Here is a 14,501-nt window from a genome sequence, read left to right as displayed (position 1 = left end):
CCGCTCCTACAGGGGATCGCATAACCCCTGTAGGAGCGGCCTCGTGCTGCGAAAAGGGCCGCAAAGCGGCCCCAAGGATCTCAAGCCGACCGCTTGGCCAGAAACGGCGGCAGATACAGCCCCAGATACGCCTCGAACACCCGCATTCCCTCTTCCGCCATGCGCGGCGTGATCGCTTCATGCAGCTGCATCGAGCGGGCATACACCCGGTCGCTCAGCTCCATCGCCAACGCGAACACATCCACATCCCGAGGCATCGCCGGCAGCTGGAAATGCCGATCGAACAGCCGGTGCATCAGCTCGCCCAGCTCCAGGTCGTGCTGACGATCAGCCTGCACCACTTCGCTCAGCCCATGCTGGGCCAGGATCAGTTGCCGCGCCGCGGCATCTTCGGTGTAGATGTCGAGCATGCGCTGCTCGATCAGACGCGACAGTTGCGGCCAGGTACTGAATGCAGTGCTGTCGATGGGCGCGTTCAGGGCCTCGCGAAAAGCCCGATGCACGTCGGCGGTCAGTGCCTCGAGCAAGGCCGGCACGCTGGCGAAGAAGTGATACACCGACGACGGCGGAATTTGCGCCCGTTCAGCCACGCTGTAGATCGACAGCGCCGCCACCCCTTGTCCGGCCAGCAGCTCGCGGGCCGCAGCGAGGATCGCTTCGATCCTGGCCTGGCTGCTGGCGCGTGGCTTGCGCGGGGTGGCGGGGCGGGTCATCAGTTGCTGATCGCCAGGATGCTGGCCTGGTAGGCACCGACGAACAGGTCGAAGTCACCCACCTCCTGCTGCTCCAGGCGCGACTGCTCGGCCAGGGATTCGCGGGCGAGGGTCTCGAAGGCCTGCTGGCGCTCGGTGGGCAGCGGCTGCTCGCGGAAGGTCTCGGCGTGGTTCCGGCTTTGGCGCAGGGAGAACTTGATGAAGCTTTCGTTGTGTTCGGCCATGCGTGCCAGCACCTGGGCGGATGGCGTCAGCGAGGCGTCATCGACCTTGGCCTGTTGCGCTTCCAGCGCCTTGGCATGTTCGTCGCCACCTTGGGCATGGTCGAGCAACTCGGCCAACTGCCCGATGCGGCCGATCAATTCGCTGGCCCACACTTTCAGCTCGATCGGCTGGCCGTCACGGTGCAGTTCCAGGCCAGGACGGCGGCCTTCCTTGACCACGGTGAGGAAGTTGTCGGTGCACTGGCCGCACTCGCCGTTGTCCAGTTGCGGGCTCTCTTCCAGCGCGCAGAACAGCAGGAAGGCGTCGAGGAAGCGCGCTTCGGTCAGGTCGATACCCACCGGCAGGAACGGGTTGATGTCCAGGCAGCGTACTTCCACGTACTGCACGCCACGGGAGGTCAGGGCTTGGATTGGCCGCTCGCCGGTGTAGGTGACGCGCTTGGGGCGGATGTTCGAGTAGTACTCGTTCTCGATCTGCAGGATGTTGGTGTTCAACTGCACCCACTCGCCATCCTTGTGCGTGCCGACCTCGACATAGGGCGGGTAGGGCGTGCCCACCGCCTTGCGCAGGCTGTCGGTGTAGCTGGCGAGGTTGTTGTAGCAGGGCGTCAGGCCTGCCTGGGCGTTGCTCTGGTAACCCAGGTCGCTCATGCGCAGGCTGGTGGCGTAGGGCAGGTAGAGCGTCTCGGCATCCAGCTCTTCGAGCTGGTGCGCACGACCGCGCAGGAAGCCTTTGTCCAGGGCCGGGGACGCGCCGAACAGGTACATCAGCAGCCAGCTGTAGCGGCGGAAGTTGCGGATCAGCGCGATATAGGCCGAGGACTGGTAGTCGCGGTCGTCCTGCTCGCCGCCTTCGGCATCGCGCAGCAACGGCCACAGCGCTTCGGGCAGGGAGAAGTTGTAGTGGATGCCGGCGATGCACTGCATGGTACGGCCGTAACGCAGGGCCAGGCCCTTGCGATAGACGTGCTTGAGCTTGCCGATGTTCGAGCTGCCGTATTCGGCGATCGGGATGTCTTCCTCGGCCGGCAGCGCGCAGGGCATCGACGGGCTCCACAGGTATTCGTCGCCCAGCTTGGTGTAGACGAAACGGTGGATCTGGTCGAGGCTCTCGAGCACCTTGGCCGGGTCGGCCAGGGCCGGGGTGATGAACTCCAGCAGCGACTCGGAATAGTCGGTGGTGATCTGCTCGTTGGTCAGCGCCGAACCCAGGGCTTCGGGGTGCGGGGTCTGGGCCAGGCGACCGTCGTTGGTCACCCGCAGGCATTCGCGCTCAATGCCGTGCAGGCACTGCTTGAGCAGGTCGATATTGTCGCCGAGCAGGCTCAGGCGGCGGTTGAGGAGGTCGCTCAAGATGGATTCCTTCACGCGTCAGTCGCCCCAATATGGGGGTAGGGATGACGGTCTACAAGGGTAGTTGGGAAAGGAACTGGCGTTGTCGCCTGGTTTACGCGGTTCCGTCGCTGGCCTGTATGCGTCTGATCGCGGGACAAGCCCGCTCCCACTAAGCCTGTGAGCATTCGTGGGAGCGGGCTTGCCCCGCGATCAGGTGTACAGCAATACGCCGAAAATACCGCAGATGGGGGCCTGTCAGCTAGAGAACCGCGAAGGTTCCCTGCGCCTTGGCCACCAGCTTGTCGTCCTGAAGCACGTCGGCGTCGACCACCAGCGTGCGCCGCCCGGCGTGCAGCACCCGGGCGGTGCACAGCACCTCGCCCTCGCTGACGGCGCGCATGTAGTTGATCTTGCACTCGATGGTCACGCTCTGCTGGTCGAAGCCATGGCTGGCCGAGCAGGCCAGGCCCATGGCGATGTCCACCAGGCTGAAGATCGCTCCGCCGTGCAGCTTCTGGCCGCGGTTGCGCAGGTGCGGCTCGAGCGCCAGGGCCACCTCTGCAACACCCGTGTCCAGGCGTTGCAGGCGGCAGCCCAGGAGCTGGCTGAAGGCGCTCTCGACGTACGCTTTCGGTACGTCCATCACTTCTTCTTCAGCTGCTTGGCGTTGGCGAACAGCGATGCCATGGCGTTGTTGGCCGGCGCGGCGGTGGTGGTCTCGCGCTGGCGCGGCGCCTGCTGCTGGCGGTTGCCGCCGTTGCCACGGTTGCCGCCGCGGTTGCCCTCGACTTTCTCGCCGGGGGTGTCGCTCATGCGCATGGACAGGCCGACGCGCTTGCGCGGGATGTCCACTTCCATGACCTTGACCTTGACCACGTCGCCGGCCTTGACCGCTTCACGCGGGTCCTTGACGAACTTCTCGGACAGCGCCGAGATGTGTACCAGGCCGTCCTGGTGCACGCCGATGTCGACGAAGGCACCGAAGTTGGTGACGTTGGTCACCACGCCTTCGAGGATCATCCCCGGCTCCAGGTCCTTGAGGTCCTCGACGCCGTCCTGGAAGGTGGCGGTCTTGAACTCCGGGCGCGGGTCGCGACCCGGCTTGTCCAGCTCCTGGAGGATGTCGGTGACGGTCGGCAGGCCGAAGCTTTCGTCGGTGAACTTCTTCGGATCCAGGCGCTTGAGGAAACCGCTGTCGCCGATCAGCGAGCGAATGTCGCGGTCGGTGTCGGCGGCGATGCGCTGCACCAGCGGGTAGGCTTCCGGGTGCACCGCCGAGGCGTCCAGCGGGTTGTCGCCGTTCATCACGCGCAGGAAGCCGGCGGCCTGTTCGAAGGTCTTCTCGCCCAGGCGGCTGACTTTCTTCAGCGCGGCACGGGTGGCGAACGGGCCGTTGGCGTCGCGGTGGCTGACGATGTTCTGCGCCAGGGTCGCGTTGAGGCCGGAGATGCGTGTCAGCAGCGCCACGGAAGCGGTGTTGACGTCGACCCCCACGGCGTTCACGCAGTCCTCGACCACGGCGTCCAGGCCACGGGCCAGCTTCACCTGCGACACGTCGTGCTGGTACTGGCCGACGCCGATGGATTTCGGGTCGATCTTCACCAGTTCGGCCAGCGGGTCCTGCAGGCGGCGGGCGATGGACACGGCGCCACGGATCGACACATCCAGGTCCGGGAACTCGCGAGCAGCCAGCTCGGAAGCCGAGTACACCGAGGCGCCGGCCTCGGAGACCATGATCTTGGTGATCTTCAGGGCCGGGTATTTCTTGACCAGCTCGGCCACCAGCTTGTCGCTTTCGCGGCTGGCGGTGCCGTTGCCGATGGCGATCAGCTCGACCGAGTGCTTGGCGCACAGCGCGGCCATGATGGAAATGGTGCGGTCCCAGTCGTTCTTCGGCGCGTGCGGGTAGACCGTGGTGTGGTCCAGCAGCTTGCCGGTAGCATCGACCACGGCGATCTTGCAGCCGGTGCGCAGGCCCGGGTCGAAGCCCAGAGTTGCGCGCGGACCGGCCGGGGCGGCCAGCAGCAGGTCGTGCAGGTTGTGGGCGAAGACGTTGATCGCCTCGCCTTCGGCGTTGTCGCGCAGCTCGCCAAACAGGTCGGTTTCCAGGTGGGTGTACAGCTTGACCTTCCAGGTCCAGCGCACCACTTCGCCCAGCCACTTGTCGGCCGGGCGGTTGCGGTTCTCGATGCCGACCTGCTGGCCGATCATCAGCTCGCACGGGTGCAGGGTGCCCGGCAGCTCCTCGCCGACTTTCAGCGAGGCGCTCAGCACGCCTTCGTTGCGTCCGCGGAAGATCGCCAGGGCGCGGTGCGACGGCGCGGTGCGCAGCAGCTCGTCGTGGGCGAAGTAGTCGCGGAACTTGGCGCCTTCTTCTTCTTTACCGGGAACCACGCGGGCGGTCAGCACCGCTTCCTGCTTGAGGAAGCTGCGCAGCTTGTCGAGCAGGGCAGCGTCCTCGGCGAAGCGCTCCATGAGGATGTACTTGGCGCCTTCCAGGGCAGCCTTGACGTCGGCCACGCCTTTTTCGGCGTCGACGAAACGTGCCGCTTCGCTTTCCGGGTTCAGCTGCGGATCGTTGAACAGGCCGTCGGCCAACTCGCCCAGGCCCGCTTCCAGGGCGATCTGGCCCTTGGTGCGGCGCTTCTGCTTGTACGGCAGGTACAGGTCTTCGAGGCGGGTCTTGGTGTCGGCCAGCTTGATCTCGCGGGCCAGCTCCGGGGTCAGCTTGCCCTGCTCGTCGATGCTGGCCAGGATGCTGGCGCGACGATCGTCGAGCTCGCGCAGGTAGCGCAGGCGTTCTTCCAGGTGGCGCAGTTGGGTGTCATCCAGGCTGCCGGTCACTTCCTTGCGGTAACGGGCGATGAAGGGCACGGTCGATCCTTCGTCCAACAGGCCCACCGCCGCTTCGACCTGTTGTGGGCGCACGCCCAGTTCCTCGGCGATACGGCTGTTGATGCTGTCCATGAAAACCACCTGGCAAGGATTTAAAGCGGCGCATTATACCGATGTGGGAGCGGGTTTACCCGCGAACAGGGTCAAGTCCTTGTCAGGCACCGTGCTGGTTTCTTCGCGGGTAAACCCGCACACAGGGATCGCGCCAGATTCTAAAAATTGAGCAAGACAGTTGCTCCCACAGGCGTGGCGCGTGGCTTGAGGGCTGCACGGTCACTGTGGGAGCGGCTTCAGCCGCGAACACCGGCATAGCCGGTGCCAGGCACCGCGTCGCCTGCTTCGCGGCGGTGCGGCGGTCCGATAAACCCGCTCCCACAGGGATCGCGCCAGATTCTAAAAATTGAGCAAGACAGTTGCTCCCACAAGCCTGGAAGTGGCGCCGGGGGAAAAATCTGCTAACAATGCACACGGCACGCGCTGCAATGGCTACGCCATAATGCGCGGCGATATCAGAGGAGTTATTCATGACCAGCACCGCAAACGCCGCAGAAGGCGACAAGATTCTCATCGTCGACGACGACCCGGGCCTGAGCAGCCTGCTGGACCGTTTCTTCACCAGCAAGGGCTTCCGTGTCCGCACCGTGCCCAACGTCGAACAGATGGACCGCCTGCTGGCCCGTGAAGTGTTCAACCTGGTGGTCCTCGACCTGATGCTGCCGGGCGAGGACGGCCTGTCCGCGTGCAAGCGCCTGCGCGCGTCGAACAACCAGATCCCGATCATCATGCTCACCGCCAAGGGCGACGAGCTCAGCCGTATCAAGGGCCTCGAACTGGGCGCCGACGACTACCTGGCCAAGCCGTTCAACCCCGACGAACTGGTGGCCCGGGTCAAGGCCGTGCTGCGCCGTCAGTCCCCGAGCGTGCCGGGCGCGCCGGGCAGCGAGGAAGAGACCGTCACCTTTGGCGACTACGAACTGTCGCTGGCCACCCGCGAACTCAAGCGCGGCGAAGAGACACACATGCTCACCACCGGTGAGTTCGCCGTGCTCAAGGCCCTGGTGATGCACGCCCGCGAGCCGCTGACCCGCGACAAGCTGATGAACCTGGCCCGCGGCCGCGAGTGGGACGCCCTGGAGCGCTCCATCGACGTGCAGATCTCGCGCCTGCGCCGGATGATCGAGCCCGATCCGTCCAAACCACGCTACATCCAGACCGTATGGGGTGTGGGCTACGTCTTCGTGCCGGACGGAAACGCCGGCAAATGAGCCTGTCGGCTCGTCAGGGTGCAGCAGGGCGACCCACGCGGGTCGCCCTGTTTGCGTCTGTGACGGCCGGCCCTTTCAGTACAGTAGTTGATCGATGAAAACGCCTCTCTGGTTCCCGCAAAGCTTCTTCGCCCGCACCCTCTGGCTGGTGCTGATCGTCGTGCTGTTTTCCAAGGCACTGACGCTCGTGTACCTGCTGATGAACGAGGACGTGCTGGTCGACCGCCAGTACAGCCACGGCGTGGCCCTGACGCTGCGCGCCTACTGGGCTGCGGATGAAGAGAACCGTGACCAGATCGCCGAGGCGGCCGGGCTGATCCGGGTGACCGGCGCCGGCGTGCCGGAGGGCGAACAGCACTGGCCCTACAGCGAGATCTACCAGCGCCAGATGCAGGCCGAGCTGGGCGACGACACCGAGGTGCGGCTGCGCATCCACGCGCCGCCCGCGCTGTGGGTGAATGCCCCGAGCCTGGGCCCGGGCTGGCTCAAGGTGCCGCTGTATCCGCACCCGCTGCGTGGGCAGAAGATCTGGAACGTACTGGGCTGGTTCCTGGCCATCGGCCTGTTGTCCACGGCATCGGCGTGGATCTTCGTGCGCCAGCTCAACCAGCCGCTCAAGCGCCTGGTGTTCGCCGCCCGCCAGCTGGGCCAGGGGCGCAGCGTGCGCCTGCCGATCAGCGACACCCCCAGCGAGATGACCGAGGTGTACCGCGCGTTCAACCAGATGGCCGAGGATGTCGAGCAGGCCGGGCGTGAGCGCGAGCTGATGCTGGCTGGGGTGTCCCATGACCTGCGCACGCCGCTGACCCGGCTGCGCCTGTCGTTGTCTCTGATGGACAACGACAGCGATCTCAGCGAGGACATGGTCCGCGACATCGAGGACATGGACGCGATCCTCGACCAGTTCCTGGCGTTCATTCGGGACGGGCGCGACGAACCGGTGGAGGAGGTCGACCTCAACGACCTGATCTACGAAGTGGTGGCGCCCTACAACCAGCACAAGGAGCAGGTACGGCTGTGCCTGGAGCCTATCCCGCCGTTCCCGCTGCGCCGGGTGTCGCTCAAGCGCATGCTGGGCAACCTGATCGGCAACGCCCTGCATCACGCCGGCAAGGGCGTCGAGGTGGCGGCCTATGTGTCGGGCGACCAGAGCGCGCCGTATGTGGTGCTCAGCGTGCTGGACCGTGGCGCGGGCATCGACGAGTCGGAGCTGGAGACCATCTTCAACCCGTTCATCCGTGGCGACCGGGCACGGGGCGGCAAGGGCACCGGGTTGGGGTTGGCGATCGTCAAGCGCATTGCCGCGCAGCATGGCGGCAACGTGGAGTTGCGCAATCGCTCCGGTGGCGGGATCGAGGCGCGGGTGAGGTTGCCGCTGGGGTTGTTGTTGCCGCGTAACGCTGTCTGATCGTTGTTGTTTGTACGGGCCTCTTCGCGGCTAAAGCCGCTCCCACAGAGAACATGCAAAAACCTGTGGGAGCGGCTTCAGCCGCGAAGAGGCCGGTAAAGGCACCATCAACCCTTGCCCTTGGTCCGTGTCTGATTCGGCCCGCTGTTCTTCTCCAGGTGCTCGATGATCATCCCGGCCACGTCCTTGCCGGTGGTCACCTCGATACCCTCAAGCCCCGGCGATGAATTCACCTCCATCACCAGCGGCCCGTGATTGGATCGCAGGATATCCACCCCCGCCACGCTCAGGCCCATGACCTTCGCCGCGCGAATCGCGGTCATGCGCTCTTCCGGGGTGATCTTGATCAGGCTGGCCACGCCACCACGGTGCAGGTTGGAGCGGAACTCGCCCGGCTTGGCCTGGCGCTTCATCGAGGCGATCACCTTGTCGCCCACCACGAAGCAGCGGATATCGGCGCCCCCGGCCTCCTTGATGTATTCCTGGACCATGATGTTCTGCTTCAGGCCCATGAACGCCTCGATCACCGACTCGGCGGCCTTGGCGGTTTCGCACAGCACCACGCCGATGCCCTGGGTGCCTTCGAGCACCTTGATCACCAGCGGCGCGCCGTTGACCATCTGGATCAGGTCGGGAATGTCGTCCGGCGAGTGGGCGAAACCGGTGATCGGCAGGCCGATACCGCGCCGAGACAGCAGTTGCAGCGAGCGCAGCTTGTCCCGCGAGCGGGCGATGGCCACCGACTCGTTGAGCGGGTAGACGCCCATCATCTCGAACTGGCGCAGCACCGCGCAGCCATAGAAGGTGACCGATGCGCCGATGCGCGGGATCACCGCATCGAACCCCTCCAGCGGCTTGCCGCGGTAATGGATCTGCGGCTTGTGGCTGGCGATGTTCATATAGGCCCGGAGCGTGTCGATCACCACCACTTCGTGGCCCCGCTGGATACCGGCCTCGACCAGGCGGCGGGTGGAATACAGACGCGGATTGCGCGACAGCACAGCGATCTTCATGCAGCACCTGTGACAGGGGAAAGGGTGGCCGGGAAGGCCGGTTTGTCCTGGACGTACTTCAGACCTGGGTTGACCACCAGCTGGCCATGGATGAGCGCTTTCGAGCCGAGCAGCAGCCGATAGCGCATGCTCTTGCGGCAGGCCAGGGTGAATTCGACTTCCCAGACCCGGTCACCGAGCGCCAGGGCCGTGCGGATCACATAGCGGATCTGGGCCTGGCCGTTGGAGCTCTTGATGGTCTTCATGGTCACCAGCGGCGCCTCGCAACGCCGGTGACGCAACTGCACCACCGAGCCCAGGTGCGCGGTGAAGCGCACCCATGGCTGGCCATCGCGCTCGAACGGTTCGACCTCGGTGGCGTGCAGGCTGGAGGTGCTGGCACCGGTGTCGATCTTGGCGCGCAGGCCGGCGACACCCAGCTCGGGCAGGGCGACCCACTCGCGCAGGCCGATCACAGTCAGGTGGTCAAATGTCTTCACGAAGCGTGCCCTGGGGATATGGAGGTGAACTGTAATGACGGCACGGACTTTTTGCATCCGTCAGTCACGGTAGTACAGTTCCGTGAAAGACAGAATTCGAGGAAAGACCATGGCACAAAAGCCTGAAGACGACGACAAGGTACGCCTGGACAAATGGCTGTGGGCGGCGCGCTTCTACAAGACCCGCGCCTTGGCCAAGGCGGCGATCGAAAGCGGCAAGGTGCACTGCCGGGGCGAGCGCTGCAAGCCGGGCAAGGAGCCACGGGTGGGCGACGAGTTCGTGCTGCGCACCGGTTTCGACGAGCGCACCGTGGTGGTCAGGGCATTGTCGGTGGTGCGCCGCGGAGCGCCTGAGGCGCAGACGCTCTACGAGGAAACGGCCGAGAGCGTGAAACGTCGCGAACAGGCGGCCGAGATGCGCAAGGCGGGCGCGCTGGGCATGACCAGCGATGGGCGACCGAACAAGAAGCAGCGGCGGCAGATCCACCAGTTGCAGGGCAATTTCGAATGATCGGTGCTGCTGTGCAGCCCTCGTAATCAGCCCCTTGCAACATCCGGTAACTCCTCGACAGATGAGCAAGAAAATGGGATTCACTACCATTTACACTTCTCAATCCAGCGAGGAGTACCCCCGATGTTGCCCCGCAAGCCCCTACTGGCCGCCCTGGCCCTCACTCTGTTCGGCGGCACCGCCCAGGCGGCGGATGAAGTGGTGGTGTACTCCTCGCGCATCGACGAGCTGATCAAGCCGGTGTTCGACGCCTATACCGCCAAGACCGGCGTCAAGATCAAGTTCATCACCGACAAGGAAGCCCCGCTGATGCAGCGCATCAAGGCCGAGGGCGAGAACGGCGTGGCCGACCTGCTGCTCACCGTCGATGCCGGCAACCTCTGGCAGGCCGAGCAGATGGGCATCCTGCAGCCGATCAAGTCGGCGGTCATCGACCAGAACATCCCGCCGCAGTACCGCGCCTCGTCCCATGACTGGACCGGCCTGAGCCTGCGCGCGCGGACCATCGCCTACTCCACCGACCGGGTCAAACCGGGTGAGCTCAGCACCTACGAGGCCCTGGCCGACAAGAACTGGGAGGGCCGCCTGTGCCTGCGCACGGCGAAGAAGGTCTACAACCAGTCGCTGACCGCCACGCTGATCGAGAACCACGGCGAGGCCGAGACCGAGAAGCTGATCAAGGGCTGGGTCAACAACCTGTCCACCGATGTGTTCTCCGACGACACCGCGGTGCTCCAGGCCATCGCCGCCGGGCAGTGCGACGTGGGCATCGTCAACACCTACTACTACGGGCGCCTGCACAAGGAGAAGCCTGACCTGCCGGTGAAGCTGTTCTGGCCCAACCAGGCTGATCGCGGCGTGCACGTCAACCTGTCGGGTATCGGCCTGACCAAGCATGCACCGCATCCGGAAGCGGCGAAGAAACTGGTGGAGTGGATGACCGGCGAGGAGGCGCAGAAGCTGTTCGCCGACATCAACCAGGAGTTCCCGGCCAACCCGAAGGTCAAGCCTTCGACGGAAGTCGCGGCCTGGGGCAGCTTCAAGGCCGACAGCATTCCGGTGGAAGTCGCCGGCAAGCGCCAGGCCGAAGCGATTCGCTTGATGGATCGGGCTGGCTGGAACTGAGTTTCAGCGCTTATCCTTGCGGGGCCCTACAAGGGCCCCTTCGCGGCTAAAGCCGCTCCCACAGGTTCTGCGCTGCCTGGCAGGTTTGCGCGATCCCTGTGGGAGCGGCTTTAGCCGCGAACGACCGCGCAGCGGTCGCCACCTGCAACCGAGACTCCTGCATTGCCCCACACCCCCCAACGCCGCTGGTACCTGCCGGTCTCCCTGACCGCCGCCCTGGTCCTGCTCCCGCTGAGCGTCCTGCTGCTGTCCTGGCAATCGGTCGACATGCAGATCTGGTCGCACCTGCTCGACACCCAGATGAGCCGCCTGCTGGGCAACACCCTGACCCTGGTGCTGGGGGTGGGCCTCGGCGTGACCGTGCTGGGGGTGAGCCTGGCCTGGCTCACCAGCCTCTGCGAATTCCCCGGTCGGCGCTGGCTGGACTGGGCGCTGATGCTGCCGTTCGCGATTCCGGCCTATGTCCTGGCGTTCGTCTTCGTCGGCCTGCTCGACTTCGCAGGCCCGGTGCAGACGGCCCTGCGCGAGGTGTTCGGGCCCATGCGCCTGCCGCGGGTGCGCTCCACGGGCGGCGTGATCACGGTGCTGGTGCTGGTGTTCTATCCCTATGTCTACCTGCTGGCGCGCACCGCGTTCATGGCCCAGGGCAAGGGCCTGATGGAGGCGGCGCGGGTACTCGGGCTGTCGCCGCTGCAGGCGTTCTGGCGGGTGGCCTTGCCCATGGCGCGCCCGGCCATCGGCGCCGGCATCGCCCTGGCGCTGATGGAGACCCTGGCCGATTTCGGCGCGGTGGCGGTGTTCAACTTCGACACCTTCACCACGGCCATCTACAAGACCTGGTACGGCTTCTTCAGCCTGTCCAGCGCGGCGCAGCTGGCCAGCCTGCTGCTGCTGGCGGTGATGCTGGTGCTGTATGGCGAGCGCCGCGCCCGTGGTGCCAGCCGCAGCGGCAATGAGCGGCCGCGAGGCCAGGCGCTGTACCACCTGCGGGGGATCAAGGCATTGGCCGCCAGCGGCTGGTGCCTGCTGGTGTTCGCCTGCGCCTTCGTCATTCCGATGCTGCAGTTGCTGGCGTGGTTCTGGCAGCGCGGCCGACACGATCTGGATGAGCGGTATGTCGGGTTGGTCCTGCACACTTTGTACCTGGGCGCCATGGCGGCGCTGATCACGGTCAGTGTGGCCATGCTGATGGCCTTCGCCCGGCGCCAGGCGCCGACCACGGCCATCCGCGCCGGGGTCGGCCTGGCCAACCTCGGCTATGCCTTGCCGGGCTCGGTGCTGGCTGTATCGATCATGCTGGCGTTCAGCTACCTGGACAACCAACTGGTGGTGCCGCTGTCGCAATGGTTGGGCGGGGCGGGCAAGCCGTTGCTGCTGGGCAGCCTGTCGGCCCTGCTGCTGGCCTACCTGGTGCGCTTCATCGCCGTGGCCTATGGCCCGTTGGAAAGCAGCCTGGAGCGGATCCGTCCGTCGTTGCCGGAGGCGTCGCGCAGCCTCGGGGTCGCCGGGCCGGGATTGTTTTTCAAGGTGTATCTGCCGTTGCTGGTGCCCGGTGCGCTCAGCGCCGCCCTGCTGGTGTTCGTCGACGTGTTGAAAGAGATGCCGGCGACCCTGCTGATGCGCCCGTTCGGCTGGGACACCCTGGCCGTGCGGGTGTTCGAGATGACCAGCGAGGGCGAATGGGCACGGGCCTCGCTGCCGGCCCTGACCCTGGTGCTGGTCGGCCTGCTGCCGGTGATCGGCCTGATCCGTCGCTCGGCCCATCGTCCGGGCCACCCGCGCTGAGGGTGCCACGCAGCCTCCTTGCGGCTACAATGCGCGGCATTCGCAGCGACGGGTCCTACAAGAACAGGTGATGATTGAACATCGCCGACCGCCGCCGCCTCGCCACGCCCGGAAGGAGAAACCCATGGGACAGCGTACGCCTCTGTATGACCTGCACCTGGCGCTCGGCGCCAAGACGGTCGATTTCGGCGGATGGGACATGCCCCTGCATTACGGCTCGCAAGTCGAGGAGCACCACCAGGTGCGCAGTGACTGCGGGGTCTTCGATGTCTCCCACATGACCGTCATCGATATCGACGGTTGCGCCGCCACACCCTGGCTGCAACACCTGCTGGCCAATGACGTGACGCGTCTGGAAAGCCCCGGCAAGGCCCTCTACAGCCCCCTGCTCAACGCCGACGGCGGGGTGATCGACGACCTGATCGCCTACCGCACCGAGGACGGCTACCGTCTGGTGGCCAATGCCGCCACCCGCGACAAGGTACTGGCCTGGCTGCAAGCGCGTAGCGAAGGTTTCAAGGTCGGTTTCAAGGTGCGCCCTGACCTGGCCATTCTCGCCATCCAGGGCCCCCATGCCCGGGAAAAGGTCGCCGCCTTGCTCAGCGCCTCGCGTGCCGCGCTGATCCGCGAACTGCGCCCGTTCGAAGGCCTCGCCGACGGTGACTGGTTCATCGCCCGCACCGGTTATACCGGCGAGGACGGCCTGGAGATCATCCTTCCCGGCGCGCAGGCCCCGGCGTTCTTCAACGACCTGGTCGGCGCCGGCATCGCCCCGAGCGGCCTGGGCGCGCGCGATACGCTGCGCCTGGAAGCCGGCATGAACCTGTATGGCCAGGACATCGACGAAGCCCACACCCCGCTGACCTCCAACCTGGGTTGGAGCGTCGCCTGGGAGCCGGCGGGGCGCGAATTCATTGGCCGTGCCGGCCTGCTGGCGGAAATCGAGCAGGGCGTGAAGGAAAAACTGGTCGGCCTGGTGCTCGAGGAGCGCGGTGTACTGCGTGCCCACCAGGTGGTCCGTGTATCCGGGATTGGCGAAGGAGAGATAACCAGTGGTAGTTTCTCGCCTACGCTGAGCAAATCCATTGCCTTGGCCCGCGTGCCGATGGCCACCGGCGACCGCGCCGAGGTGGAGATCCGCGGCAAGTGGTACCCGGTGCGGGTGGTCAAGCCGACCTTCGTGCGCCATGGCAAGATCCTGATCTGATTATTCAAATGGCGGGCCGACCGCTGACCCTAACGAGGAATACAAGACAATGAGCCAAATCCCCGCCGACCTGCGTTTTGCCGAAAGCCATGAATGGGCCCGCCTGGAAGCCGATGGCACAGTGACCGTGGGTATCAGCGATCACGCCCAGGAAGCCCTGGGTGACGTGGTGTTCGTCGAGCTGGCCGAAGTCGGCAAGGTGTTCGCTGCTGGCGACGCCGCTGGCGTGGTCGAGTCGGTCAAGGCAGCTTCGGACATCTACGCGCCGGTGGGTGGCGAGGTGATCGCGGTCAACGAAGAACTGGCCGACAGCCCGGAACTGCTCAACGAATCGCCGTACGATTCGTGGATCTTCAAGCTCAAGCCGAGCGACAAGTCCGAGCTGGACAAGCTGCTGGATGCCGCTGGTTACGCAGCCCTGATCGGCGAGTGACAGGACCGGCCTCATCGCGGGGCAAGCCCGCTCCCACGCATGGTACACATCGTGGGAGCGGGCTTGCCCCGCGATGAGGCCGGTATTGTAAAAGCAAGTTTTCCCGCA

Annotated in this window: 13 protein-coding genes; 7 read left to right on the top strand and 6 right to left on the bottom strand. The window is 65.5% G+C overall.

The window, feature by feature from the left end; translation table 11 throughout:
• Positions 1-80 precede the first annotated feature (80 nt).
• From PRtIB026_RS01910 to PRtIB026_RS01895, 4 genes are all read right to left on the bottom strand, one after another.
• A complete protein-coding gene (locus PRtIB026_RS01910; RefSeq protein WP_203649553.1) occupies positions 81-713 on the bottom strand; it encodes a TetR/AcrR family transcriptional regulator in 633 nt (210 codons plus the stop codon).
• The gene (gene gshA / locus PRtIB026_RS01905) at positions 713-2,290 is read right to left on the bottom strand and encodes a glutamate--cysteine ligase (RefSeq protein WP_203649555.1); all 1,578 of its coding nucleotides are present in this window, start codon (positions 2,288-2,290) and stop codon (positions 713-715) included. The genes PRtIB026_RS01910 and gshA overlap by 1 nt, the downstream gene beginning before the upstream one ends.
• A gap of 241 nt (positions 2,291-2,531) precedes the next feature.
• Positions 2,532-2,915: a PaaI family thioesterase gene (locus PRtIB026_RS01900; protein ID WP_110735521.1), complete on the bottom strand. Its 384-nt coding sequence runs from the start codon at positions 2,913-2,915 to the stop codon at positions 2,532-2,534.
• The gene (locus PRtIB026_RS01895; RefSeq protein WP_203649558.1) at positions 2,915-5,239 is read right to left on the bottom strand and encodes a Tex family protein; all 2,325 of its coding nucleotides are present in this window, start codon (positions 5,237-5,239) and stop codon (positions 2,915-2,917) included. The genes PRtIB026_RS01900 and PRtIB026_RS01895 overlap by 1 nt, the downstream gene beginning before the upstream one ends.
• A gap of 452 nt (positions 5,240-5,691) precedes the next feature.
• Between PRtIB026_RS01895 and ompR the strand changes: the two genes are divergently transcribed.
• Both ompR and PRtIB026_RS01885 read left to right on the top strand, forming a co-directional pair.
• Positions 5,692-6,432, top strand: a complete 741-nt coding sequence (gene ompR, locus PRtIB026_RS01890; protein ID WP_028689209.1) for a two-component system response regulator OmpR — start codon at positions 5,692-5,694, stop codon at positions 6,430-6,432.
• 94 nt (positions 6,433-6,526) lie between these two features.
• The gene (locus PRtIB026_RS01885) at positions 6,527-7,840 is read left to right on the top strand and encodes an ATP-binding protein (protein ID WP_110735515.1); all 1,314 of its coding nucleotides are present in this window, start codon (positions 6,527-6,529) and stop codon (positions 7,838-7,840) included.
• A 107-nt stretch (positions 7,841-7,947) separates the two neighbouring features.
• Here PRtIB026_RS01885 and rimK read toward each other — a convergent pair whose 3' ends face one another.
• Positions 7,948-8,853: a 30S ribosomal protein S6--L-glutamate ligase gene (gene rimK, locus PRtIB026_RS01880; RefSeq protein ID WP_203649560.1), complete on the bottom strand. Its 906-nt coding sequence runs from the start codon at positions 8,851-8,853 to the stop codon at positions 7,948-7,950.
• Positions 8,850-9,332 (bottom strand): ATP-dependent zinc protease, encoded by a 483-nt coding sequence (locus PRtIB026_RS01875; RefSeq protein ID WP_028689207.1) that lies wholly within the window; start codon positions 9,330-9,332, stop codon positions 8,850-8,852. The genes rimK and PRtIB026_RS01875 overlap by 4 nt, the downstream gene beginning before the upstream one ends.
• 109 nt (positions 9,333-9,441) lie before the next feature.
• Between PRtIB026_RS01875 and PRtIB026_RS01870 the strand changes: the two genes are divergently transcribed.
• The 5 genes from PRtIB026_RS01870 to gcvH all read left to right on the top strand — a co-directional run bounded on the left by PRtIB026_RS01870 (position 9,442) and on the right by gcvH (position 14,393).
• A complete protein-coding gene (locus PRtIB026_RS01870; RefSeq protein ID WP_203649562.1) occupies positions 9,442-9,843 on the top strand; it encodes an RNA-binding S4 domain-containing protein in 402 nt (133 codons plus the stop codon).
• Between the two features lie 123 nt (positions 9,844-9,966).
• Positions 9,967-10,968 carry an extracellular solute-binding protein gene (locus PRtIB026_RS01865; RefSeq protein WP_203649564.1) on the top strand — a complete coding sequence of 334 codons (1,002 nt, stop codon included), beginning with the start codon at positions 9,967-9,969 and terminating at the stop codon, positions 10,966-10,968.
• A gap of 162 nt (positions 10,969-11,130) precedes the next feature.
• Positions 11,131-12,753, top strand: coding sequence for an ABC transporter permease (locus PRtIB026_RS01860; protein WP_203649566.1), 1,623 nt, complete (start codon positions 11,131-11,133; stop codon positions 12,751-12,753).
• Positions 12,754-12,877: 124 nt separating this feature from the next.
• On the top strand, positions 12,878-13,960 hold the full coding sequence (gene gcvT / locus PRtIB026_RS01855; RefSeq protein WP_203649569.1) for a glycine cleavage system aminomethyltransferase GcvT: 1,083 nt from the start codon (positions 12,878-12,880) through the stop codon (positions 13,958-13,960).
• A gap of 49 nt (positions 13,961-14,009) precedes the next feature.
• Positions 14,010-14,393 carry a glycine cleavage system protein GcvH gene (gene gcvH, locus PRtIB026_RS01850; RefSeq protein ID WP_203649571.1) on the top strand — a complete coding sequence of 128 codons (384 nt, stop codon included), beginning with the start codon at positions 14,010-14,012 and terminating at the stop codon, positions 14,391-14,393.
• Positions 14,394-14,501: the final 108 nt, after the last annotated feature.

Origin of the sequence: Pseudomonas sp. RtIB026, assembly GCF_016861355.2 — a bacterium.
Lineage (GTDB): Bacteria > Pseudomonadota > Gammaproteobacteria > Pseudomonadales > Pseudomonadaceae > Aquipseudomonas > Aquipseudomonas peradeniyensis.
This window is presented reverse-complemented; position numbering and strand designations above follow the sequence as displayed.